21 protein-coding genes are annotated in these 23,366 nt (G+C 64.4%); 17 read left to right on the forward strand and 4 right to left on the reverse strand.

The features are described 5' to 3' along the window. Positions 1 to 49 precede the first annotated feature (49 nt). The 4 genes from NLM15_RS12925 (at position 50) to NLM15_RS12940 (ending at position 4,932) form a co-directional block, all read left to right on the forward strand. Positions 50 to 1,768 (forward strand): IlvD/Edd family dehydratase, encoded by a 1,719-nt coding sequence (locus tag NLM15_RS12925; protein WP_254117326.1) that lies wholly within the window; start codon positions 50 to 52, stop codon positions 1,766 to 1,768. A gap of 61 nt (positions 1,769 to 1,829) precedes the next feature. Continuing rightward, positions 1,830 to 2,825, forward strand: a complete 996-nt coding sequence (locus tag NLM15_RS12930; RefSeq protein WP_254117327.1) for a TRAP transporter substrate-binding protein — start codon at positions 1,830 to 1,832, stop codon at positions 2,823 to 2,825. Positions 2,826 to 3,016: 191 nt separating this feature from the next. Continuing rightward, positions 3,017 to 3,595, forward strand: a complete 579-nt coding sequence (locus NLM15_RS12935; RefSeq protein WP_254117328.1) for a TRAP transporter small permease — start codon at positions 3,017 to 3,019, stop codon at positions 3,593 to 3,595. Beyond that, on the forward strand, positions 3,592 to 4,932 hold the full coding sequence (locus tag NLM15_RS12940; protein WP_254117329.1) for a TRAP transporter large permease: 1,341 nt from the start codon (positions 3,592 to 3,594) through the stop codon (positions 4,930 to 4,932). The genes NLM15_RS12935 and NLM15_RS12940 overlap by 4 nt, the downstream gene beginning before the upstream one ends. 44 nt (positions 4,933 to 4,976) lie before the next feature. On the opposite strand, the gene NLM15_RS12945 is transcribed toward NLM15_RS12940, so the two are convergent. Then, the gene (locus tag NLM15_RS12945) at positions 4,977 to 5,558 is read right to left on the reverse strand and encodes a histidine phosphatase family protein (RefSeq protein WP_254117330.1); all 582 of its coding nucleotides are present in this window, start codon (positions 5,556 to 5,558) and stop codon (positions 4,977 to 4,979) included. Continuing rightward, the gene (locus NLM15_RS12950) at positions 5,555 to 6,349 is read right to left on the reverse strand and encodes an enoyl-CoA hydratase/isomerase family protein (RefSeq protein ID WP_254117331.1); all 795 of its coding nucleotides are present in this window, start codon (positions 6,347 to 6,349) and stop codon (positions 5,555 to 5,557) included. Before NLM15_RS12950 ends, NLM15_RS12945 begins: the two co-directional genes overlap by 4 nt. A gap of 243 nt (positions 6,350 to 6,592) precedes the next feature. Between NLM15_RS12950 and NLM15_RS12955 the strand changes: the two genes are divergently transcribed. Continuing rightward, entirely contained in the window at positions 6,593 to 7,813 is a 1,221-nt protein-coding gene (locus tag NLM15_RS12955) for an NAD(P)/FAD-dependent oxidoreductase (RefSeq protein WP_254117332.1), read from the forward strand. A gap of 169 nt (positions 7,814 to 7,982) precedes the next feature. Here the strand turns inward: NLM15_RS12955 and rbsK are convergent, their stop codons facing one another. Together rbsK and NLM15_RS12965 are read right to left on the reverse strand one after the other, a co-directional pair. Continuing rightward, the gene (gene rbsK, locus NLM15_RS12960; RefSeq protein ID WP_254117333.1) at positions 7,983 to 8,888 is read right to left on the reverse strand and encodes a ribokinase; all 906 of its coding nucleotides are present in this window, start codon (positions 8,886 to 8,888) and stop codon (positions 7,983 to 7,985) included. A 19-nt stretch (positions 8,889 to 8,907) separates the two neighbouring features. Then, a complete protein-coding gene (locus NLM15_RS12965; RefSeq protein ID WP_254117335.1) occupies positions 8,908 to 9,801 on the reverse strand; it encodes a sugar kinase in 894 nt (297 codons plus the stop codon). Between the two features lie 210 nt (positions 9,802 to 10,011). Here NLM15_RS12965 and NLM15_RS12970 point away from each other — a divergent pair, with 210 nt between their 5' ends. The 12 genes from NLM15_RS12970 (at position 10,012) to NLM15_RS13025 (ending at position 23,303) form a co-directional block, all read left to right on the forward strand. Beyond that, a complete protein-coding gene (locus tag NLM15_RS12970; protein WP_254124226.1) occupies positions 10,012 to 10,860 on the forward strand; it encodes a VOC family protein in 849 nt (282 codons plus the stop codon). A gap of 212 nt (positions 10,861 to 11,072) precedes the next feature. Then, positions 11,073 to 11,780 carry a TetR/AcrR family transcriptional regulator gene (locus NLM15_RS12975; protein WP_254117337.1) on the forward strand — a complete coding sequence of 236 codons (708 nt, stop codon included), beginning with the start codon at positions 11,073 to 11,075 and terminating at the stop codon, positions 11,778 to 11,780. A 293-nt stretch (positions 11,781 to 12,073) separates the two neighbouring features. Then, positions 12,074 to 12,883: an ABC transporter permease gene (locus NLM15_RS12980; RefSeq protein WP_254117339.1), complete on the forward strand. Its 810-nt coding sequence runs from the start codon at positions 12,074 to 12,076 to the stop codon at positions 12,881 to 12,883. 52 nt (positions 12,884 to 12,935) lie between these two features. Continuing rightward, positions 12,936 to 13,928 carry an ABC transporter substrate-binding protein gene (locus tag NLM15_RS12985; RefSeq protein WP_254117341.1) on the forward strand — a complete coding sequence of 331 codons (993 nt, stop codon included), beginning with the start codon at positions 12,936 to 12,938 and terminating at the stop codon, positions 13,926 to 13,928. Next, a complete protein-coding gene (locus tag NLM15_RS12990) occupies positions 13,925 to 14,773 on the forward strand; it encodes an ABC transporter ATP-binding protein (protein ID WP_254117343.1) in 849 nt (282 codons plus the stop codon). The genes NLM15_RS12985 and NLM15_RS12990 overlap by 4 nt, the downstream gene beginning before the upstream one ends. A gap of 4 nt (positions 14,774 to 14,777) precedes the next feature. After that, the gene (locus NLM15_RS12995) at positions 14,778 to 16,175 is read left to right on the forward strand and encodes a hypothetical protein (protein ID WP_254117345.1); all 1,398 of its coding nucleotides are present in this window, start codon (positions 14,778 to 14,780) and stop codon (positions 16,173 to 16,175) included. Next, positions 16,172 to 17,323, forward strand: coding sequence for a Gfo/Idh/MocA family protein (locus NLM15_RS13000; RefSeq protein WP_254117347.1), 1,152 nt, complete (start codon positions 16,172 to 16,174; stop codon positions 17,321 to 17,323). Before NLM15_RS12995 ends, NLM15_RS13000 begins: the two co-directional genes overlap by 4 nt. A 10-nt stretch (positions 17,324 to 17,333) precedes the next feature. After that, positions 17,334 to 18,524 (forward strand): dihydrodipicolinate synthase family protein, encoded by a 1,191-nt coding sequence (locus NLM15_RS13005; protein WP_254117349.1) that lies wholly within the window; start codon positions 17,334 to 17,336, stop codon positions 18,522 to 18,524. Then, entirely contained in the window at positions 18,524 to 19,387 is an 864-nt protein-coding gene (locus NLM15_RS13010) for a sugar phosphate isomerase/epimerase (protein WP_254117351.1), read from the forward strand. The genes NLM15_RS13005 and NLM15_RS13010 overlap by 1 nt, the downstream gene beginning before the upstream one ends. Positions 19,388 to 19,839: 452 nt before the next feature. After that, a complete protein-coding gene (locus NLM15_RS13015; RefSeq protein ID WP_254117353.1) occupies positions 19,840 to 21,639 on the forward strand; it encodes an adenylate/guanylate cyclase domain-containing protein in 1,800 nt (599 codons plus the stop codon). A gap of 45 nt (positions 21,640 to 21,684) precedes the next feature. After that, complete coding sequence (locus NLM15_RS13020; RefSeq protein ID WP_254117355.1) at positions 21,685 to 22,038, forward strand: hypothetical protein; 354 nt, start codon at positions 21,685 to 21,687, stop codon at positions 22,036 to 22,038. Between the two features lie 74 nt (positions 22,039 to 22,112). Next, positions 22,113 to 23,303, forward strand: a complete 1,191-nt coding sequence (locus NLM15_RS13025) for a hypothetical protein (protein WP_254117357.1) — start codon at positions 22,113 to 22,115, stop codon at positions 23,301 to 23,303. The last annotated feature ends 63 nt before the right edge of the window (positions 23,304 to 23,366 follow it).

Raw genomic sequence — 23,366 nt, forward strand, 5'->3', positions numbered from 1 at the left:
ACAATCGAGGGGCAGCCTGTACCACAATGGCAACGTAAGGAGTGGCATGATGACGAGTGGTTTGCGCAAGGGCCTGACGAGCTATGGCGATGCCGGCTTCTCGCTGTTCCTGCGCAAGGCGTTCATCAAGGCCATGGGCTATTCCGACGACGCGCTCGAGCGCCCGATCGTCGGCATCACCAACACCTATAGCGACTACAATCCCTGCCACGGCAACGTCCCGCAGATCATCGAGGCCGCAAAGCGCGGCGTGATGCTGTCGGGGGCGATGCCGTTCGTGTTTCCGACCATCTCGATCGCCGAGAGCTTTGCGCATCCGACCTCGATGTACCTGCGCAATCTGATGGCGATGGACACCGAGGAGATGATCCGGGCCCAGCCGATGGATTCGGTGATCGTGATCGGCGGCTGCGACAAGACGCTGCCGGCGCAGGTGATGGCCGCGATCAGCGCCGACCTGCCGACCGTGGTCATTCCCGTCGGCCCCATGGTGGTCGGCCATCACAAGGGCGAGGTGCTGGGGGCCTGCACCGATTGCCGCCGTCTCTGGGGCAAGTACCGCGCCGGCGAAATGGATGATGCCGAGATCGAGGCGGTCAACGGACGCCTCGCGCCGTCGGTCGGCACCTGCATGGTGATGGGCACGGCCTCGACCATGGCCTGCATGATCGAAGCGATGGGCCTGTCGCTGCCGATGAGCGCGACCATCCCGGCGCCGCATGCCGAACGCTTTCGCCTGGCCGAGGCCAGCGGCAGGGTTGCCGCCGAGATGGCCAAGACCAAGGGGCCGAAGCCGAGCGAACTGTTGACGCCTTCTTCTTTCAAGAACGCACAGGTCGTGCTCCAGGCGATCGGCGGCTCGACCAACGGCCTGATCCATCTGACGGCGATGGCGCATCGCTCGCCCCACCGGCTCGATCTCGAAGTGTTCGACCAGATCGGCCGCGAGGTGCCGGTGCTGGTCGATCTCAAGCCGTCCGGCGAACACTATATGGAGCACTTCCACCACGCCGGCGGCGTGCCCAAATTGCTGGCGCAGCTCGGCGATCTCGTCGATCTCGACGCCAGGACCATCAGCGGTCAGACGCTGCGCGATGTCGTCGCGAACGCGGAGGATGTGCCCGGCCAGGACGCGATCCGTTCGCGCGACAATCCGATCAAGAAGGAAGGCGGCCTTGCGGTCCTGCACGGCAATCTCGCGCCACGCGGTGCCGTCATCAAGCAGTCGGCGGCGAGCCCGAAGCTCTTGAAGCACACCGGGCGCGCGGTGGTGTTCGAATCCGTCGAGGACATGACCCTGCGGGTCGACGATCCCGAGCTCGACGTGAACTCTGACGACGTGCTGGTGCTGCGCAATGCCGGCCCGAAGGGCGCGCCCGGCATGCCGGAGGCCGGCTATCTGCCGATCCCGAAGAAGCTCGCGCGCGGCGGCACCAAGGACATGGTGCGCATTTCCGATGCGCGCATGAGCGGCACCGCCTTCGGCACCATCGTGCTTCACATCACCCCGGAATCCGCCGTCGGCGGGCCGCTGGCGCTGGTGAAGAACGGCGACATGATCAGCCTGGACGTTGCCAGGCGCAGCATCGAGCTGCTGGTCGATGCCGCCGAGCTGGAGCGTCGGCGCGCCGCATTGAAGCCGGCTGCTGCGCCGGAGGAGGCACGGCGCGGCTACGCCTGGCTGTTCAACGAGACCATCATGCAGGCCGACGAGGGCTGCGACTTCGATTTCATGCAGAGGACTGGCAAGACGACTGGGAAGGGTTGATCGACCACTCGATCGCGCGCTCAGACCGCTAAAGCGGCGGGCGATAAAACAGGGGGAGACGATGATTGCACGATCCATGCGTGGGTTGGCGGCTGCGGCCGCCATGCTTTTCGTCACTGGGGCCGGGGCGCAGGAGGTGAAGCATTATCGCTTCGCTTATGACCAGCCACGCAACACCGGCTACTCGATCGCGGGCGACCTCTTTGCCGACAAGCTCAAGGAATTGAGCAAAGGCACCATGATCATCGACCAGTATCCGGGCGCGCAGCTCGGGCAGGAGCCGCAGGTGCTCCAGCTCGTGAAGGCCGGCGACATCGAATTCGCGATCATCTCCTCGGCCAACACCGCGACGATCTCGCCGCAGGCCGGCGTGATGTCGCTGCACTATCTGTTCCGCGACGAGAACCATGTGATCAAGGGGCTGGCCGATCCCCGCGTGTTCGAAGCGCTCAAAACCATGATCGACGAGACCACGCAGGGCCTGCACGTCATCGCGACGGGTTCGCAGGGCGTGCGCCACATGTACTCCAAGAAGGAGATCCACAATGTCGGCGACATCAAGGGGCTGAAGATCCGCGTCCAGGCGACCGCGACCGAGGACACCATGTTCCCGGCCTACGGCGCCCAGACCGTGCATATGCCTTTCGGCAGCGTCTACACGAGCTTGCAAACCGGCGTGGTCGACGTCGCGGAGAACAGCATCAACGTCTACCTCGTCAACAAGCACTACGAGGTCGCGCCGGTCCTCAACATCACCGAGCACGAGGCCAACAACGCGCTGGTGTTCGTCTCCGACAAGCTCTGGCAGAGCCTGTCGGCCGAGCAGAAGCAGTGGGTGCAGACCGCGGCCAACGAGGTCAGCACGAAAGAGCCCGCGAAGGCGTTCGACCTCGAGCGCACGGCGGCCGAGAAGCTGAAGAAGATGGGCGTCAAGGTCGTCGACAACGTCGACAAGAAGAGCTTCACGGCGGTCGCCGATCCCTATCTCGACAAGCTCGCCAAGGAGCTCGGCCCGCATGCCGAGAAGATCAAGAATTTGATCCGGTCGGTCAACTAGGGGGCTTGCGGCCATCCTTCGAGACGCCCGCCTCCGGCGGGCCCTCAGAATGAGGTCGCGTGTTGCGGCGAGATCTTAGACCCTCATGGTGAGGAGCCCGCCAAGGCGGGCGTCTCGAACCATGCAGGCCGAGCACGATCGGCAGCTTCCAGCTGTCACATCCGATAGCTCCGGGACGACGGGGGGAGTTGATGGCCATCGCCGATAAACTGCTCGTTCAGCGTCAGCGCCACCTCAAATGGCGCTGGCTCGACTGGCTCGAGCTTGCGCTGATGATCCTCTGCGGCGTGCTGTGCTTCGGCTTCTCGCTGTCGGTGACCGCCGACATCGTCACCCGCACCATCGGCCATCCCTGGCTGTGGCTTCAGGAAGTCACCTCGACGCTGTTCATCTATGCGATCTTCGTCGGGACCGCGGCCGCGACCCGGCGCAACGATCATCTTTATCTCACGGCGATCTCCGAGGCGATGCACGGCACACCGCGCCTGATCGTCGAGGTGATCATTCGGCTCGTCGTGCTCGGCGTCGCCTTCGGCCTGGTCTGGTACGGCTATCAGAACTATCTCCGCGGCTTCGGCAGTTTCCGCCTGCCGTCGGGCACCCCGATCGCCTCGCTCTACGCGATCATCCCGCTGTCAGGCGTGCTGATCGGCCTGTTCACCATCGAGCAGCTCGTCAACGGCTTGCGCAACGGCTTTGACCATCCCGAGCCGCCCGAGGAGGACGGGGCACCCGTCATCACCGAGGCCCAGATGAGGGCGCAGCCGTGAGCGCACCGATTGTCCTGGCGTTGATGTCGATCTGCTTCCTGTCGTTTGGCTATCTCGGCGTGCCCGTGCCGTTCTCGCTGATGGCCGGCGTCTTCATCGGCGCGCTCTTGTCCGACGTCTCGCTGGCCGCGATCATCCAGAAGATCTTCGACGGCGTGGACTCCGAGGCGCTGCTGGCGATTCCGTTCTTCCTGCTGGTCGGCGAGCTCATGAGCTCGGCCAATGTGGTGGTGCGGATCGCGAACCTGTCGGTGTCGCTGGTCGGGCACATCAGGGGCGGGCTGTCGCAGGTCGTCGTCGTCTTCAGCATGTTTTTCTCGGAAATGTCGGGCTCGACCACCGCCGACGTCGCCGTGATGAGCCGCGCGCTGGGCGGCCCGATGAAGCGCGAGGGCTATGAGCCCGCCTTCATCGCGGCGATCATCGCGTCGGCCTCGACCATCGCGGCGCTGGTGCCGCCGAGCATCACGGCGGTGGTCTACGGCGCGGTCGGCAACGTCTCAATCGCCGGCCTGTTCATGGCGGGCGTCGTGCCGGGCCTGATGATCGGCTTCGGCCTGATGATCTACTGCTACTTCTTCGGCCCCTCCGGCCTGCGCAAGCCGCGCGCGCCGCTGCGGCAGGTGGCGTTCGCCGCGGGCGACGCCGCCCTGCCGCTGATGATCCCGGTGATCCTGCTCGGCGGTATTTTGACCGGCTGGTTCACGCCGACGGAAGCCGGCGTCGTTGCGGTGGTCTGGATCATCCTCGTCGTCATCCCCGCGCTCAACCGTGGGCATATCAGGAAGATCCCCTACGATTTCTGTCTCGCCGGCCTGATCTTCTCGCTGCCGCTGATCACCATCGGCGCCGCCAACGCCTTCGGCTGGATGCTCGCTTATCTGCGCGGCGCGACCTATATCGCCGAGTGGATCACCTCGATCGCCGGCAACGATCCGCATCTGATCATGCTGCTGATGGTGCTGCTGTTCACCGTGGTCGGTGACTTCATCGAGCCGGTGCCGACCATCATCATCTTCATGCCGCTGGTCAACGCCCTGACGGAGGCCGGCGACATCAACGCCGTGCATATGGGCGTGGTGCTGATCGCCACGCTCGCCTTCGGCCTGATCACGCCGCCTTACGGCCTCGTGCTGCTGATGGCCTCGAAGTTCGTCGGGATCAGTTTTGCCAAGGCCTTGCGCGCCGCACTGCCGATCTATGTGGTGTTCCTGGCCACGATCGCGTTCGCGATCTACTTTCCGAGCGTGGTGCTGTGGTTGCCGCAGAAAGTGCTGCCGGAATCGGTCGGGTGCTTCAAGTCGCCGGCGGGGACAGGTTACATCTGTCCCAAGTGAATGCCCCAAGTGAATGCCCCAAGTGACCGTCCCAAATGACGGTCCTAAGTGACGAGTTGCTCCACGCGCCAATTCGCTGCTTCGCGGACATAGCGAAACGGCGTGCCGTGGCTGTTCTTGAAGTAGCTGCCGCTGAGCGCCTTCGCGATACCCTGCATCACCGCGTCATGGCAGACGAACAGGAAGCGGTCGCCGGGATGCCGGTCGAGCCACGATGAGACGCAGCGCAGGGAACGTTCGGTCATGGCGTCCCAGCTCTCGCCGTCAGCTGGCAGGATCGAGACGAGGCCCGTCGCCGAATTGACGCCGTGCTTGATCATGAGGTCGCGGACGGGAAGGCCCTCGAAGCTTCCGAAATCGAACTCGATGATGCCGTCGTCGATCGTGAGCGGCACCGAGATCGCGTCCGCGACGATCTCGGCCGTTCGCGCCGCGCGCACCAGCGGGCTTGCGACGATGCGGCTGATACCGGCACCGCGCAACATGTCCGCGGCCTCCTGCGCTTGCCGGAGGCCGTCCTCGTTCAGCGGGTTGTCCGTGCGTCCCTGGAAGCGCCCCTCGCGATTCCAGTCGGTCGCACCGTGACGCAGGCCGCAGAACGAGCGCGACGGCGCCGGCGCGCTCACTTGCCCTTGCTCGTGAATTTCTTCACGGCGACGCGGAAATCCTCCGTGTTCATCGCCATGATGATCTTGTGCTCTTCGGCATCGAGCTGCTGCTTCACCGGCGTGCTGGCAGCCTGATAGACGAGCGATTTGGTGCCGGCGATCGCCGCCGGCGGGTTCTGCGCCAGGCGCTCGGCGAGTTTTCGCGTGGCCGCCTTCAGCTCGGCCGCGGGAACGGTCTTGGCGACGAGGCCCCATTCATAGGCCTGCTGCGCGGTAAAATTATCCTCGGACAGGAAGATCTGGAGCGCACGTCGCGATCCGACCGTGCCGACGATCCCGACCGTCGAGCCGCCGTCCGGCGACACCCCGATCTTGGCATAGGCCGGCGTGAATTTGGCATCGTCGGCAGCGATACAGAGATCGGTGACGAAGGCGAGGCCCATGCCGGCGCCGGCCGCCGAGCCGTGCACGCTGGACAGCGAAATCTTCGGCATGCGCCGGATGATCTCGATGAAGGCGTGATAGTGCTTCAGCAGCTCGCCGACGACCGGCGTCACCGTGTTGGCTTCGGCCGCGGCACCAATCGTCTGCAGATCGCCGCCGGCCGAGAAGGCGCGGCCTTCACCTTCGAGCACCACGACCCTGATGTCGTCGGCGCCCTCGATGTAGGCCGCGAGCTGTTCGAGCTTCTGCGCGATCCCAAGGTTGATTGAGTTGAACGCGGCGGGGCGGTTGAGCGTGATGGTTGCGATCGGGCCGTCGATCCGCAGCAGGGCGGGATCATCGGGTTTGGAGACGGGAGCTGGCATTCTGGAAATCCCCGGCATGAGGTCGTTTCCGCAACTAAATCGCAGATGGGCAGGGGTGACAATCCCCGGCCGCCAGTGCCGCGCATACCGCTCTTGCGCAAGCCGAAACGATAGGCTCAAATGGGGCTGCCTTCGTTTAGGGACGGACACGAGCGCCGGCTCCTCCTAGGCCAGCAAAGCCAAGATCAGCGAGAGAGGAGACGACATGGGTTACGCTCGTGTCTCCGGAAATGGGCTGTTCCAATGACGGACGGTCCGGTGATCATTGTCGGGGCCGGCCATGGCGGCTACCAGGTCGCGGCATCCCTGCGCCAGGCGGGCTTTTCCGATCGCATCTGCCTGATCAACGACGAGGCGCATCTGCCCTACCAGCGGCCGCCGCTGTCCAAGGCCTATATCAAGGGCTCGGCCGGGCCCGAAAGCCTGATGTTCCGGCCGGAGAAATTCTACCAGGACCAGACAATCGAGCTGATCGCGGGCCGCGCGGTGTCGATCGATCGCGCCGGCCGCAGGGTGCATCTCGCATCCGGCGAGACGCTGCCCTATGGCCACCTCGTGCTGGCGACCGGCGCGCGGAATCGGTTGCTCGATCTGCCCAACGCCAATCTGCCGGACGTGAAATATCTGCGCATCCTCGACGACAGCGAGGCGTTGCGAAAGATCATCGCCTCGAAGACGCGGGTCGTGGTGATCGGTGCGGGCTTCATCGGTCTCGAATTCGCAGCCACCGCGCGCATCAAAGGGTTGGAGGTCGACGTGCTCGAACTCGCCCCGCGCGTGATGGCGCGCGCGGTGACGGCGGAGGTCTCGGAGTATTTTCAGGCGCGGCATCGCGAGGCCGGCATCCGCATTCATCTCGGTGTGCAGGCAACCAGCATCGAGGCCGAAGGCGGCAAGGTCACCGGCGTTTCCTTGAGCGACGGCAGGCATCTGCCGGCCGACCTCGTCGTCGTCGGCGTCGGCGTGCTGCCGAACATCGAGCTGGCGGCGGAGGCGGGGCTTCCGGTCGCCGCCGGCATCATCGTCGACGAATATCTCTCGACGGCCGATCCTGACATCTCTGCGATCGGCGACTGCGCGCTGTTCGCCAGTCCGCGTTTCGGCGGATCGCAGCGGCTGGAATCGGTGCAGAACGCCACCGATCACGCCCGCTGCCTCGCGGCGCGGCTGACCGGCGACCGTAAGGCCTACGACAGCCATCCCTGGTTCTGGAGCGACCAGGGCGACGACAAGCTCCAGATGGCGGGGCTGACCACCGGCTACGACCGCGTCGTGCTGCGCGGCGATCCCGCGAAGAAAGCGTTCTCGGCGTTCTGCTACAAGGGCGACAGGCTGCTCGGCATCGAGTCGGTCAACCGTGCCGGCGACCACATGTTCGGCCGCCGCCTGTTCGGCATGGAACGCTCGATCACGCCGGAGCAGGCGGCGGATGAAGGCTTCGACCTGAAGAGCGCGCTGGCGTGAGTCTCTTCTCCCTCGCCCCGTTCTTACGGGGAGAGGGTCGGGGTGAGGGGCTCTATCGGCGCATGCGGTGACAGTCGGACTCGCGGAGACTCCCCCTCACCCGGATTGCATCTTCGATGCAATCCGACCTCTCCCCGCAAGCGGGGCGAGGTGAAGAAAGCTCTCCGTCTTACAATACCGCGGCGACTTCCGCGGCCGTCGGCATCGACGGCCCGGCGCCCATGCGCTGCACGCTGATCGATGCGGCGGCATTGGCGAAGGCGAGGGCCGAGCGCAATTGCACACCCTCGGCCAGCTGCGAGGCGAGCGCGCCGACGAAGCAATCGCCGGCGCCTGTGGTGTCGACCGCCTTCACCGCGCGGCCGGGCACTGCGAATTCCTCGCGACCGGCGAGCGCGAGCACGCCCCGCTTGCCGAGCGTGATGCAGATGGTCTGATCCGCGCGCGCCTGAAGTTTTCGCGCGACGGCGATGATTGTTGCGGCCTCGTCGCTGTCCGAGAGCTCCACGCCTGCGAGGAAGCCGAGCTCGGTCTCGTTGAGCACGAGGATGTCGACGAGCGCGAGCAGCTCGCCGGACATCTTTTGTGCCGGCGCCGGGTTGAGCAGCGTGGTCGCGCCGGTGCTACGGGCGCGCTCGAAGAACGCGGCAATCGTCGGCAGCGGGATCTCGAACTGGCTGACGGCGACGTCGCCCTTCGCCAGCGGCACGTCCGCGACGTCGTCGGCGCTGACCAGCGCATTGCTGCCGGGGATGACGACGATGGTGTTGTCGGAGGCCGCGACCGTGATGATGGCTGTGCCGCTGTGCGTGTCGGCGTCGCGAACGGAACCGAGGTCGATGCCCTGGGCGCCGAGGAACGTCCGCAACTCGGCCCCGAACGAATCCTTGCCCAGCCGGCCGATCAGCGTGGTCTTCACGCCGAGCCTGGACGACGCGACCGCCTGGTTCGCGCCCTTGCCGCCCGGAAAATACAGCACCTGCTTACCCGCGACGGTCTCGCCGACCCTTGGATGGCGATCGGCGGTCGCCACCACATCCATGTTGATGCTGCCGGCGATGTACACGCGCCCCATGATATGACCTTACAAAATCCTAGACCCTGACTTCGAACTCGTGCCTGACTTTGGCGATGTCCACAAGGGTCGGCAGGCCGGCCTCGTTGCCGAGCCGCTGGATCTTGAAGGTCGAGGCGGCGCGGGCGAAATCAAAGTGCTCGCGCCAGCTTTTGCCGGGATGGGCGAGGTAGGAATAGACATAGGCGCCGTGGAAGACGTCGCCGGCGCCGTTGGTGTCGATCACGCGCTCGCGCGGGATCGGCATCGCCGGCATGGTCTCGACCGTACCTGTCTCGTTGTACCAGAGCAGACCCTTCTCACCCATGGTGACGCCGCCGATCTTGCAGCCGCGGCTCTTGAGGTAATCGAGCATCTTCTCCGGCGTCAGGTCCATCTGCTCGCACAACCGTTCGGCGACGATGGCGACGTCGATGAATGCGAGCAGCTCATGCGTGTTGGTGCGCAGGCCGCCGCCGTCGAGCGAGGTCAAAATGCCGGCCTCGCGGCAGACCTTGGCATAGTGGATCGCGGCATCGGGCTGGTGGCCGTCGATGTGCAGCGCGCGGCAGCCGCCGAGGTTGAGCATCGGGAACGGATGGATGTGCTCGTCGTCGCGGCAGCGGACGATGGCGCGCTTGCCGTCCTTGGGCATGATGAAGGACAGCGAGGACTGGTTCACCTTCCGCCCGTGCAGCGAGATCGCGTATTTCGCGCACATGTCCTGGAACATCCGCCCCAGCCAGTCATTGGCCGCCGTGGCGATCAGATCGGGCACGATGCCGAGCTTGGCGCAGCAGAACGCGGCCGTCACCGCGTTGCCGCCGAAGGAGACCGCGTAGTTCGTCGCCACGTGTTTCTCGTCGCCGGTCGGCATGTGGTCGGTGATGAAGACGACGTCGATATAGGTCTGTCCGATAAAGAGGGCCTGCATTGGTTGTCCGTGATGCGCTGGGTGGTCCCGGCCGGCGGGATTTACTCTAACACCGGTTCCGCTCTGGGGACGCTGAAATTATTCGCAAAACTGCCGCCAGAGCGCTTGAGGTCGGCAGGGGGCCGGAATACGACCATCACTGGCCCATGCCAAGCCCGGACAAACGCCGTCTCTCGGAATATGGTTCCGGGTCGATCAGAAGGGGAAATGATGATCACCGGCCTCGATCACATCGTCGTTCTGGTGAGGGATATCGATGCGGCCAAGGCGGCCTATCAGACGCTGCTCGCCCGCGCGCCCGCCTGGCAGAATTCCGGCGAGGGCGCCGACCGCGTGCTGTTCACGCTTCAGAACATGACGATCGAGCTGATGGCGCCGAGCGGCTTCAATGTTGCTGCGGACCGGATCCGCGCGCTGCTCGACGACCGCGAGGGCGTGCTCGCCAGCCTGTGCTTTCGTGTCGCAGACATGGGCAAGATGCACCGGCGGCTGGAGCGGGTCGCCTTGAAGCCGGACGCGGTCGCCGAGGTCGAAAGCAGCGACGCCGGGAGCGGCGCGGTCCTGCACTGGCGGCGCACCCGTGCCGCGACCGAACTGACGCGTGGCGTGCGCATGTTCTTCCTCGAGCTCGCCGAGGAGCGGCCGCTGTCGGCTGCAACCGACATCGCGCCGATCGACGGGCTCGACCACGTCGTGGTGACGACCGAGGATTCCGACCGTGCCGCCGCGCTCTATGGCGCGCGGCTCGGGCTTGATCTCGCGCTCGATCGTTCGCACCAGGATTGGGGGCAGCTGATGTTCTTCCGCTGCGGCGACCTCATCGTCGAGGTGGTGCGCCGCCCCGTGGCTGGCGGCGACATCATGCATGACCGGCTCTGGGGCCTGAGCTGGCGGGTGGCCGACATCGACGCCACGCGCGCCCGCCTGATCGCCGGCGGCCTCGACGTCACCGAGGTGCGTAACGGCCGCAAGCCGGGCACGCGGATCATGACGGTGCGGAACGGCACCTGCGGCATCCAGACCGTGCTGCTGGAGCGCTCGCCGAAGCCGGTGGAGTAGGCACGGTCTCTCGACGTCGAAGACTCCCGTAGGGTGGGCAAAGCGAAGCGTGCCCACGTCTTGGCAGCTTAATTGGAAGACGTGGGCACGGCGCAAAAGCGCCTTTGCCCACCCTACGAAACCGGCTTGATTGGCTTTCGCCGTCGCGAAACTATGCGGCGGCCCACTCGCGTGGTACATGGCATACCGTGAGCACCCAGCGAGCAACCGGTTTGGCGAAGGCAAAGCGAACTCTGAAATGGCAGCGCGACCCCGAAGGGATGCGGCTGCGCATTCTCGAAGCCGCCAAGCAGGAGTTCTCGGCCCATGGCCTCGCCGGCGCGCGTGTCGACCGCATCGCGGCCAAGGCCGGCGCCAACAAGCGCATGCTCTACTACCACGTGGGCAACAAGGACGAGCTCTATCTCGCGGTGCTCGAAGGTGCCTATGACAAGATCCGCAGCGAGGAGCGGGGGCTCGACCTCGAACATCTCGATCCGCCCGAGGCGATCCGCCGGCTGATCGAGTTCACCTGGAGCTACTTCCTGCGCAATCCCGAATTCCTGTCGCTGCTCCAGACCGAGAACCTCGCGCGCGCCAAGCATTTGAAGAAATCGACCAAGGTCAAGTCGATGCACTCGCCCTTCGTCGAGATGATCCGCACCGTGGTGCGGCGCGGCGTCGACAGCGGCGACTTCCAGGTCGCCGTCGATCCGGTGCAGCTCTACATCTCGATCGCGGGGCTCTGCTTCTTCTATCTTTCCAATTCGGCCACGTTGAGCGTGATCTTCGGCCGCGATCTTCTCGCCAGGGACGCCAAGGACGAGCGGCTGGCGCACATGGTCGGCCTCGTGCTGGCCGCGCTGACAGGGCAGTCGGTGGCGCTGTTCGAGATTGCGAAGACCCCGAAGTCGCGCACTGCGGTGGCGCAGACGGTTTAGCGCGCGCTATCCCCATCGTCGTCCTGGCGAACGCCAGGACCCATACCGCCTGATCTATCGATTTGGCCGCGGTGCTAATCCCGAACGACCAGCCTTCGCCAAACCCCTCCCTGGGGTAATGGGTCCTGGCGTTCGCCAGGACGACACCGATTGTGTGGGACGGGTGTGCATTCCATCACAATCCTCCATCGAGCCCCGGAACCGGCACAAAACGTCACAGGGAAAGCTCTGGACAGTATTTATCCAACGGGTTAATTTCTCCTCCGAACGAAGAAGAATGCCGGGAGTGAGACGTGGCTGAATTGAAGCCGCAAAGTGCGGTGTCCAAGATACTGAACGCGGCCTGGGTGCGGCCGTTTCTGTTCCTGGTGTTCATCGTCGTCGCCTGGGATCTCGCGATCCGGCTGTTCAAAATCCCCGCCTACCAGATCCCGTCGCCGGGCGATGTTCTCGCCGTGCTGCGCACCGAATGGCCGGAGCTGCTGCGCCAGTCCTGGCCGACCACTTATGCGACCGTCTGCGGCTTCCTGCTGTCGGCGCTGTTCGGCATTCCCGTCGCGATGCTGATCGCGGGGTCGAAGACGGTGGAGAGCTACGTCTATCCGCTGTTGGTGTTCTCGCAGTCCGTGCCGAAGATCGCGATCGCGCCGCTGTTCGTGGTCTGGTTCGGCTTCGGCATCATCCCAAAGGTGATTTCGGCGTTCCTGCTCGGCTTCTTCCCCGTCGTCGTGTCCGCCGTGCAGGGCTTCAAATCGGTCGACCCTGATATGGTCGACCTCGCCCGCGCCATGCAGGGCAGTCGCTTCCAGGTGTTTCGCGCGGTGAATCTGCCGCATGCGCTGCCGGCGATCTTCTCCGGCCTCAAAGTGTCGGTGACGCTCGCCGTGGTCGGCGCCGTCGTCGGCGAGTTTGTCGGCTCCAATTCCGGCATCGGCTACGTGATGCAGCGCTCGATCGGCACGTTCGACCTGCCGACGATGTTCGCAGCGCTCGTCATCCTGGCGCTGCTCGGCGTGATCCTGTTCTGGATCGTCGACCGGATCGAGAAGCTGATCATCCCCTGGCATGTCAGCCAGCGTGAAGACGTGATTTTCGCCTCTTAACTTAAGCAACGGCCATCAACGGCCGAAACATAACGACAAAGGGAGAGTGACGATGAAACGGTGGATTGGGGCTGCATCAGTGGCGCTGATGGTGTTCGCGGCCATGCCGGCGCAGGCAGCCGACAAGGTCGTGCTGATGCTGAACTGGTACGTCTATGGCGAGCATGCGCCGTTCTATTACGGCAAGGCCAAGGGCATCTATGCCGCCGAAGGCATCGACCTCGAAATCCAGGAAGGCCGCGGCTCGGCTGCGACCACGCAGGCTGTCGCCGCCAAGACCGCCGACTTCGGCTATGTCGACGTTCCCACCATGATGCGCGCCGCGATCAAGGGCGCGCCCGTGGTTGCGACCGGCGTGCTGCTCCAGACCAGTCCGATGTCCGCGATGGGTTTTGCCGACAAGAACATCAAGAAGCCCGAAGACATCAAGGGCAAGACGGTGGCGATCACCCCGGCCGATTCCATGACCCAGATCTGGCCGCTGTTCCTGAAGAAGACCGGCCTGAAGGAGAGCGACTTCCAGACTGTTGCCGGCGACGGCCAGACCAAGCTCAACGCGGTCATCAACGGCCAGGCTGATTTGCTGCTCGGCTACGTCATGGACCAGTCGATGAAGATCAAGGACGCCACCGGCAAGGACGTGTTCCCGATCAAGTTCGCCGACTACGGCATCAACATGGTCTCCTCGGGCATCATCGCCAACTCCGACTATGTGAAGGCCAATGCCGACCTCGTCCGCCGCTTCATGTCGGCGACGACCAAGGCGGTCGAGGCCGCCGAGAAGGAGCCGAAGGCGGCGGCGCAGTCGATCCTCGATGCCAACCCCAAGGGCGGCAAGATCGATACGCTGACGCAGGGCTTCGAGCTGACCATTCCGCTCTACCGGACCGCGGAGACCAAGAGCAAGCGGCCGTTCCAGGTCACCGACCAGAACATGACCGACTCGGTCAATCTGATGGTCGAATATGGCGGTCTCGACGCCAAGGCCAAGGAGAACCCGAAAGCCTTCTATACCAACGACTACCTGCCGAAGAGTGGCTCGTGAAACCAGCGGCGATCGTGAGTGACACCGTGCAGCCGGCCGCGCATCTGAGACTGGTGAGCGACTGGGCGGCGGGCGATGCGTCGGGCATAAAACTGTCCGGCGTATCGAAGACCTACCGGACGCGCGACGGCGACGTGCCGTCGCTGCGTCCGCTCGACTTCCACATCAACGACGGCGAGTTCTTCGTCGTCGTCGGCCCGTCCGGCTGCGGCAAGTCCACGCTGCTCAAGCTGATCTCGGGGTTGCTGCCGCCGACCACGGGCGAGGTCCTGGTCGAGGGCGAGAAGGTGACGAAGCCGCATGGCAATGTCGGCATCGTCTTCCAGAACGCGCTGCTGCTGCCATGGCGGAACATCCTTTCCAATGTGATGTTGCCGATCGACATGAAGCGTCTGCCGCGGCAGGAATATCTCGATCGCGCCAAGGCGCTCTTGAGGTTGGTCGGGCTCGAAGGCTTCGAGAAGAAGCTGCCCTGGCAGCTCTCCGGCGGCATGCAGCAGCGCGCCTCGATCTGCCGCGCGCTGGTGCACGATCCCAGGATCATGCTGATGGACGAGCCGTTCGGCGCGCTCGATGCGCTGACGCGCGAGCGCATGAATGTCGAGCTGATGCGGATCCAGCGCGAGACCAAAAAGACGGTGCTACTGATCACGCATTCGATTCCGGAAGCCGTGTTCCTCGCCGACCGCGTGCTGGTCATGACCGAACGGCCCGGCGCGATTGCCGCGATCTACGACGTGCCGCTGCCGCGCCCGCGTTCGCTCGATGTGATGGCCGACCCTGTCTTCACCGAGCTCGTGCAACGCATCCGCAAGCATTTCTTCTCGCAAGGTGCATTGGACTGAAATCATGGCGCCGCGCCTGAAGCTGCGAGACATCGCATTCTTCGAACGACCGACGCAGTTCGCGCGGCCGTTTCGCTTCGGTGCGATCACGATCAACGCGACGCCGCAGCTGTTCGTGCGGGTCGAGATCGAGGTCGAGGGCAGGGGCGTTGCTGTCGGCGCCAGCGCCGAGCTGCTGGTCCCAAAATGGTTCGACAAGCGGCCGGAGCTGTCGCCGGCGCAGACGGTCGATGGGCTGCGACGATCGCTTCAGATCGCGCGGGGACTTTATCTGGCGCGGACCGGGTTCCAGACCGCGTTCGATCTGCATGCCGCGTGCATCGGCGCCCAGGTCGCGACCTGTGCGAAGAAGAACATTCCGGCGCTTGCCGCTGCTTATGGCCCCGCCGAGATCGACAAGGCCATCCTCGATGCGTTGCTGCGCGCTGCCGAGACCAGCTTCTTCGACGGCATGGCCGGCAATATCGCCGGCATCGATGCGCGGCTGTCGCCTGACCTGAAGGACGCGGATCTCACGACGTTTCTCGCCGGCCGCAAGCCGCTGCCGCGCGTCGCCATCAGGCATACCGTCGGCCTCGACGATGTCGTCGAAGGCAAGGGTGGTGTTGCCGACGCGCATGAGAACGCCGGTGCGAATTATTTCAAGCTGAAGCTATCGGGCGATCCCGCAGCCGATGCGGCCCGGCTGGCGCGGATCGGCAGGGAGCTCGACACGCTTGGCCGCGACTCCAAGGTGACGCTCGACGCGAACGAGCAGTACGCTGATCTCACGGCGCTGCAGGCGCTGATGGACCGGCTCGATCACGATCGCGCATTGCGGCCGATCGCCGCGCGCCTGCTCTATGTCGAGCAGCCGATGCCGCGCGACATCACGCGGCAATCGCCACTGGGCTCGCTGGCTTCGCACGGCTTCATCATCGACGAGGCCGACGATTCCTACGATGCCTTCCCGGCGGCGCGGGCGCTCGGCTATAGCGGCATTTCCTCGAAGTCCTGCAAGGGTCTCTACAAGTCCATTATCAACGCGACGCGCGCGGCGAAATGGAGCGCGGGCGGCGCGCGGTTCTTCGTGACCGGCGAGGACCTCACGTGCCAGGCCGGCCTTGCCGTGCAGCAGGATCTCGCGCTCGGTGCCTTCATCGGCGTCACCCACGCCGAGCGCAACGGCCATCACTACGTCGACGGCTTTGGCGAAACGCCGGCCGCTGAAGCCCAGGCCTTCGCGGCCGCGCATCCGGATCTCTATGCCGATGCCGGGCAGGGCGTCCGCCTCAACATTCACGACGGCGATCTCCTGACGGGATCGCTCAACGCAACGGGCTTTGCGACGTCGGTCCATCCGGACTGGTCGGCGCTCTCCCCGCTCGAACAGCCAAAATCACTTCAGGAGCAATTGGCATGACCACGCAACGCCTCGGCCTCATCATGAACGGCGTCACCGGCCGCATGGGGCTCAACCAGCATCTGATCCGGTCGATCGTCGCGATCCGCGAGCAGGGCGGCGTCCGCTTGAAGAACGGCGACCGCATCATGCCCGATCCGATCCTGGTCGGCCGCAGCGCCGACAAGGTCGAGGCGCTCGCCAAGCGCTACAACATCACGCGCTGGACCACCGACCTCGATGCGGCGCTCGCCGACAAGAACGACACCATGTTCTTCGACGCCGCGACCACGCAGGCGCGGCCCGGCCTGCTGACCCAGGCCATCAATGCCGGCAAGCACGTCTATTGCGAGAAGCCGATCGCGACGAACTTTGAAGAAGCGCTCGAGGTCGTCAAGCTCGCCAACGCCAAGGGCGTCAAGCACGGCACGGTGCAGGACAAGCTGTTCCTGCCCGGCCTGAAGAAGATCGCCTTCCTGCGCGATTCCGGCTTCTTCGGCCGCATCCTCTCGGTGCGCGGCGAATTCGGCTATTGGGTGTTCGAGGGCGGCTGGCAGGAGGCACAGCGGCCGTCCTGGAACTACCGCGACGAGGACGGCGGCGGCATCATCCTCGACATGGTCTGCCACTGGCGCTACGTGCTCGACAACCTCTTCGGCAACGTCCAGAGCGTGGTCTGCATCGGCAACACCGACATCCCCGAGCGTTTCGACGAACAGGGCAAAAAGTACAAGGCGACCGCGGATGATTCCGCCTACGCGACCTTCCAGCTCGAGGGCGGCGTCATCGCCCACATCAACATGTCCTGGGTGACGCGCGTCTATCGCGACGACCTCGTCACCTTTCAGGTCGACGGCACGCACGGCTCGGCCGTCGCGGGCCTCACCGACTGCATGATCCAGGCGCGGCAGGCTACCCCGAGGCCGGTGTGGAATCCCGACGAGAAGCGGCTGCACGATTTCTACGGCGACTGGCAGAAGCTGCCTGACAATGTCAGCTACGACAACGGCTTCAAGGAGCAGTGGGAGATGTTCATCCGCCACGTCTACGAGGATGCGCCCTACAAGTTCACGCTGCTCGAAGGCGCCAAGGGCGTGCAGCTCGCCGAATGCGCGCTCAAGAGCTGGAAGGAGCGGCGCTGGATCGACGTCGCCCCGATCAAGGCCTGAGGAGGGACCCATGAACAAGCCCGTCCAGCCGATGTCGTCATTGTCGCTCAAGCTGCCGAAGGCCGACCGGTCGATCGAGACCTACCGGCTCGCGGCCTCACGCACGTTTCCCGCAAAGCTCGAGGGGCCGCTGAACCGCATCGCGTTCTCGGCCGTGCACACGGTGGCGGATCCGTTCGCGGACAACGATCCCTGGCTGTCGGTTGCCGTCGACTGGGACAAGACCATCGCCTTTCGCGAGCATGTCTGGGATCTCGGCCTCGGCGTTGCCGAAGCCATGGACACTGCCCAGCGCGGCATGGGGCTGGACTGGCCGACCTCGCTGGAGTTGATCACGCGCTCCGTCGGCGCCGCCAAGCGGCGCAACGCGCTGGTGTTCTCGGGTGCCGGCACCGACCATCTCGCTGTGGAGGATGCCAGGAGCCTCGACGACGTGATCCGCGCCTATGAGGAGCAGATCTCGGCGGTCGAGAAGGTCGGCGGCCGCATCATCCTGATGGCGTCGCGCGCGCTCGCAAAACTCGGCCGCAATGCCGACGACTACGCGAAGGTTTATGATCGCGTGCTGTCGCAGGTCCGCGAGCCCGTGATCATCCACTGGCTCGGCGACATGTTCGACCCGGCGCTGACGGGATATTGGGGCACGAAAGACCTCGACAAGGCGATGGATACCGCGGTGGCCATCATCAACGGCAACGCTGCCAAGGTCGACGGCGTCAAGGTCTCGCTGCTCGACAAGCAGCGCGAGATCGACATGCGCCGCCGCCTCGACAAGCGCATCAGGATGTATACCGGCGACGATTTCAATTATGCGGAGTTGATTGCAGGCGACAGCGAAGGCTTTTCGCACGCGCTGCTCGGCATCTTCGATGCCATTGCGCCTGCAGCGTCCTACGCGCTGTCGCGGCTGGCGGCCGGCGACGAGGCCGGCTTCCACGACGTGCTGGGGCCGACGGTGCCGCTGTCGCGCCACATCTTCAAGGCGCCGACGCGGTTCTACAAGACCGGCGTTGTGTTCATGGCGTATCTCAACGGCCATCAGGATCATTTCACCATGGTCGGCGGTCAGGAAAGCACGCGCTCCACGCTGCATCTGGCCGAGCTGTTCCGTCTGGCCGACAAGGCCGGCCTGCTTGCCAACCCTGAACTCGCGACGCAGCGGATGAAGACCGTGCTCGCCACCCACGGTATCGAATCCTGATGCGCGATTTTTCGTCCGACCATCGCTGGCTGTCGCTGAACACGGCGACGGTCCGCAAGCAGGGGGACCTGGTAGAGATCATCGATGCCTGCGCGAAGCACGGCATCCGCGCCATCGATCCCTGGCGGGATCAGGTCGCTTCCGTCGGTCTCGATCGGGCGGCGCGTGCGGTGCGCGATGCCGGCCTCGATCTCTCAGGCTATTGCCGTGGCGGCATGTTCACCTCGGACGCCTCGCGCCGCACCGAAGTGCGCGATGACAATCGCCGCTGCGTCGATGAAGCCAAGGCGCTGGGCGCACCCTGCATCGTTCTCGTCGTCGGCGGCCTGCCGCAATATTCGCGGCCGGGCAGCGAGGCGTCGAGGGATCTCGTGGCGGCGCGCGGGCAGGTCGAGGAAGCTCTCGCCGACATGCTTGACTACGCCAGACAGGCGAAGCTGCCGCTGGCGATCGAGCCGCTGCATCCGGCCTATGCGGCCGACCGCGCCTGCGTGAACACCACAAAGCAGGCGCTCGACATTTGCGACCGGCTCGACCCTGGCCGCAGCGGCATGCTCGGCGTCGCGCTCGACGTCTATCACATCTGGTGGGATCCGGAGCTGATGGGCCAGATCACGCGGGCCGGCAAGGATCGCCTGCTCGCGTTCCACGTCTGCGACTGGCTGGTGCCGACCAGGGACATCCTCAACGACCGCGGCATGATGGGCGACGGCGTCATCGACATCAAATCCGCGCGCGCGGCCGTCGAGGCGGAGGGCTTTGCCGGGTATTCGGAGATCGAGATCTTCTCGAATGACTGGTGGGGCAGGCCGATGGACGAGGTGCTGGGCACCTGCATCGAGCGGCACAAGACGGTGGTGTAGCTCCCACGCGCGCTGCTCTCACGGGCTTGCGAGTTGTTGCAGCGTGTCGAAGCGCGCCTTCTGCTCGCTGCTCGGCGTGGCATAGAACTCGTCCAGGTTCGGCCAACTCGGCGGTTGTGACGGGCCTGATGCTCTACCCCCGCTTTCGGCAGCAGAATGGACTTGGTCGGACTTGCTGCCGGCTCGACCTGATCCCGAATGACCCGAGGCGGACGTTGGCATTTCTGTCGGGTGACGCCGGCTTTTGGGGCGCGGAGGGACGTCAAGTCTGGTTTGAGGACCACCTCGTGGTTCGGCGCTCCGTGTCGCAAGATACTGGCCGGACAACGGGACGCAAGCCATCTGCTCAATGATGGTCGCGCGGGTCAACCAAATGTTGTAAGGTTCAACGATCGCGCGTCACTGCTCGGAAGGTGTCCGGGTACTTGGTCCTTTAGCATGACAAGGTGCGCATGAATCAGGCTGAGCAAGCGACAGAGGCGCCGTCCATCGCACCGTCGATGATTACGAGGCGGCTTGCTGCCATCGCCTTTGCGGATGTCGCCGGCTTTTCCCGGCTCATGGGTCTGAAGGACGTCGATACCGTCATGCGCTGGAAGGCGTTGCGGACCGAGATTATGGAGCCTCACATGGCTCGCCACGGTGGACGGATCGCCGAGATTGCGGGCGACGCCGTGCTGGTCGAATTCCCGAGCGTCGTGAATGCGGTGCGTTGGGCGACCGACGTTCAGCGTGTTCAGGAGCGCATTGTCGGCGACAAGGATCCATTCGCGCTGCATCTTCGCATTGGCATCAACGTCGACGACATCATTGACGAAGATGGAATATTGCAGGGTGACGGCGTCAACGTTGCGTCTCGCATCCACCAGGCCGCGCAGCCCGGCCAGATAGTCGTCACGGCGGCAGTCCGCGACTACGTCATCAATCGACTGCCACTGACATTTCATCACCTCGGCGCGCCTGTGATGAAAAATATCATGCGAACCGTTCATGTCTATTCCGTCGAGTGGACCGAGGGAGACGGAGACCGCCAGATCGCGCAGCCATACCTGCAATGGGCGTCGAGGCCGACGCTCGCCGTGCTGCCGTTCCGGACGATCAGCGGTACAGACGACGACAGCTATTATGGTGAGGGGATCACGGACTCGATCATTACCGGACTCTCCAGAAATCGGTCGCTTTACGTCATCGCGCGCAATTCTACCCTTCGTTATAGCGCCGGCGGAAAAGACCTGCGACAGATCGCCAGTGAGCTCGATGTTCGTTACCTGCTCGACGGCAGCGTGCAACGCCAGGGCACGCGATTGAGGATCAACACGGAGCTGACCGACATTTTGGGGAATGTCTCGATCTGGGCCCAACGGTACGAGGGGTCCACCGACGACCTGTTTGAATTTCAGGATCGCATTGCCTCAAGCATACTGTCCTCGATCGAGCCGCGCGTTCGTGCAGTCGAGATGGCTCGCGTCGCTGACCGCCCGACCGAGAGTTTGGATGCATTCCACTGCGTCCTCCGCGCGATGTCGCTTCTGTATCTCCTCACCGAAGAAAGCCACCGGGAAGCGGGTCAACTCCTGGAACGGGCGATCGTGCTCGATCCGTCCTATGCTCAGGCCCATGCCTACCTTGCGTGGTGGCTGAACTTCCAGTTTGGCGAAGGTTGGTCGCTGGATCCAGACCGCGACCGGGCGCGCGCCCTCATCGTGTCGCGGCGCGCCATCGAACTCGACCCCGACGATCCGTTTGCGCTGGCTGTGGCCGGGCACATCCTGTCCTTCATGGGAAAATCACCGGGAGAAGCGATGGAGCTTTTTGGGCGGGCGCTGGCCCTCAACGAGAACTTGGCGTTCGCATGGGGTTTGAGCGCCTTGACGCTCGCCTATTTGGGGCGGCCCGACGAAGCGCTGGAGCGATTGCAGAACGTATGGCGTCTTAATCCCTTTGATCCCTTGAACTTCTATTTTTGGATCGTGGCGGGAATTGCCGAGTTCGTCGCTGGGCGGTACGATGAAGCGATCGTTTACCTGAACAGGTCACGGCGGGCGAATCTACTTTTCCGTCCCTGCATACGAACTCTGGCCGCCGCGCTTGCCCTTTCGGGTGACGAAGCTGGAGCTGAATTGGCGGCTCGACAGCTTCTCGAAATTGAACCTTCATTTAGAGTCTCAACTTTCGTTTCCTGGTATCCGCTGCGGAAGGATGATCTGGATCGTTTGGCGAAGGGATTGCGCGCCGCGGGGTTGCCGGAATAGCCGCATATAATTTTCAAGCGTCAGGGAGGCTTGCCATGGGAGCTGGTGCTGGTGCTGGAGCGGGGGCAGGTGCTGGAGCGGGCGCAGGTGCCGGAGCGGGCGCAGGTGCTGGAGCGGGCGCAGGTGCCGGAGCGGGCGCAGGTGCCGGAGCGGGCGCAGGTGCCGGAGCGGGTGCAGGTGCCGGAGCGGGTGCAGGTGCTGGAGCAGGTGCAGGAGCCGGAGCGGGTGCAGGAGCCGGTGCAGGCGCGGGAGCCGGTGCGGCGTACAGTGCCGAAGCGGGGCCGGGCACGGGACGCAGTTTTTACGCAACCCCGTGGGACCTGGGCTTTCGACCTTGGGCACTCGACTTCACTCCAGATGACGCTGGGAATCCGCCGTATCCGTGGGCGGAAGTCGTAAATCCCTATCAGGTCGACGCCGCAACCGGGCAGGATGCGTTCCTCGAATGGACGACCGATGATTGGGACCCGGCATTGCGGTTCTGGACGCTTCCATACGACCGTTATCTCACGCAATGGCTGACGGCAGTCGATCCCTCTCGACCGTCAATCATGGTGGCGCGGGAATTCGGCGGCCAGAGAGATCAATGGCAATTCGGTCGGGCTGAGCTGCTGGCGATGAGCTGGCTCGAGGACCTCGATTTGGCGTGGCAACCCGATCCCCGGTCGAATCCTCTGGATCCCAACCCGTACGGCACTGCCACAGGTCCCGGGTGGATTGCGGCGAAGGCTGCGGCCTTTAGCTCGATCCTTGGCGAAATCGAACAACTGCAAATGTTGATGCAGGACGATCGCGATCGCTATATGGCCGAAATCATCGAGCAGGCGGATGGCAGCGCCGGCTACATTACTGCCTTCATCGATACGAGTGAGTCACGGCGCCCGTGGACAATGGAGCTCATCAACTGCGGGTACGCCATCGGTAACGTCGCATATTTTTATTACAAGCAGCAGTTCAGGCGCGTTCGCCCATCGACGTTGTGCCCGGGGCTGGCGCCTCCGTTCGGTCCGCCCGCCCATCCGTCGTTTACCAGCGGGCATTCCTTCATCGGTCATTTCATCGCGCTTCTGCTCCTGGAAATACCGGCGCTTCGCCAGCGCTACGGCATGTTCGCCGCTCCGTACGACGGAAGGCTGGGCAAGGTGGTCGATCCTTATCCGGCCGTGACGATCTCCCTCGCCAACCCCGCTGTCGTCACCTTGAGCGCGTTGACGGCGCACGGTCTGAGCCCCGACGATCCGATCAATTTTGAGCCTCTTCCCGGCGGCCAGCCGCTTCCCGCGCCGCTCGTCGTCGGAACAACCTATTACGTATTGGCCCCCGGCTTGACCGCCAATAGCTTCGAAATTGGCGCTGTGCGCGGCGGCGTCCCGATCAACACCGGGCCTGCGGGGCCGGCTGTGGCGGCCTTGCTACCCTTGGCAAACCCTTTGATGGGGCGCGGCGAACTCACATCGCCGCTGCTTTGGCTTGCCGGGCGTATCGCCAAGAACCGCGAACGTCTCGGCGTCCACTATGCTTCCGACTCGGCTGGAAGTCGTCACATCGCAGCCGGTATTTGGCGAGCGCTGCTGCACGACAGCACGCCGAGCCGCATTGATTGTCCAACGCTCCGCTCGGTGCTCGCCCACGCAACCGCCGAGTGGCCGACCAAGTGGCCCTGACCGGGCCTTGTCCCTTTTGCTCGGCCGACCTGAACAACGAAACGCACGCCATAGCATCAGGCT

Origin of the sequence: Bradyrhizobium sp. CCGB20 (genome assembly GCF_024199855.1) — a bacterium.
In the GTDB taxonomy this organism is placed as follows: domain Bacteria; phylum Pseudomonadota; class Alphaproteobacteria; order Rhizobiales; family Xanthobacteraceae; genus Bradyrhizobium.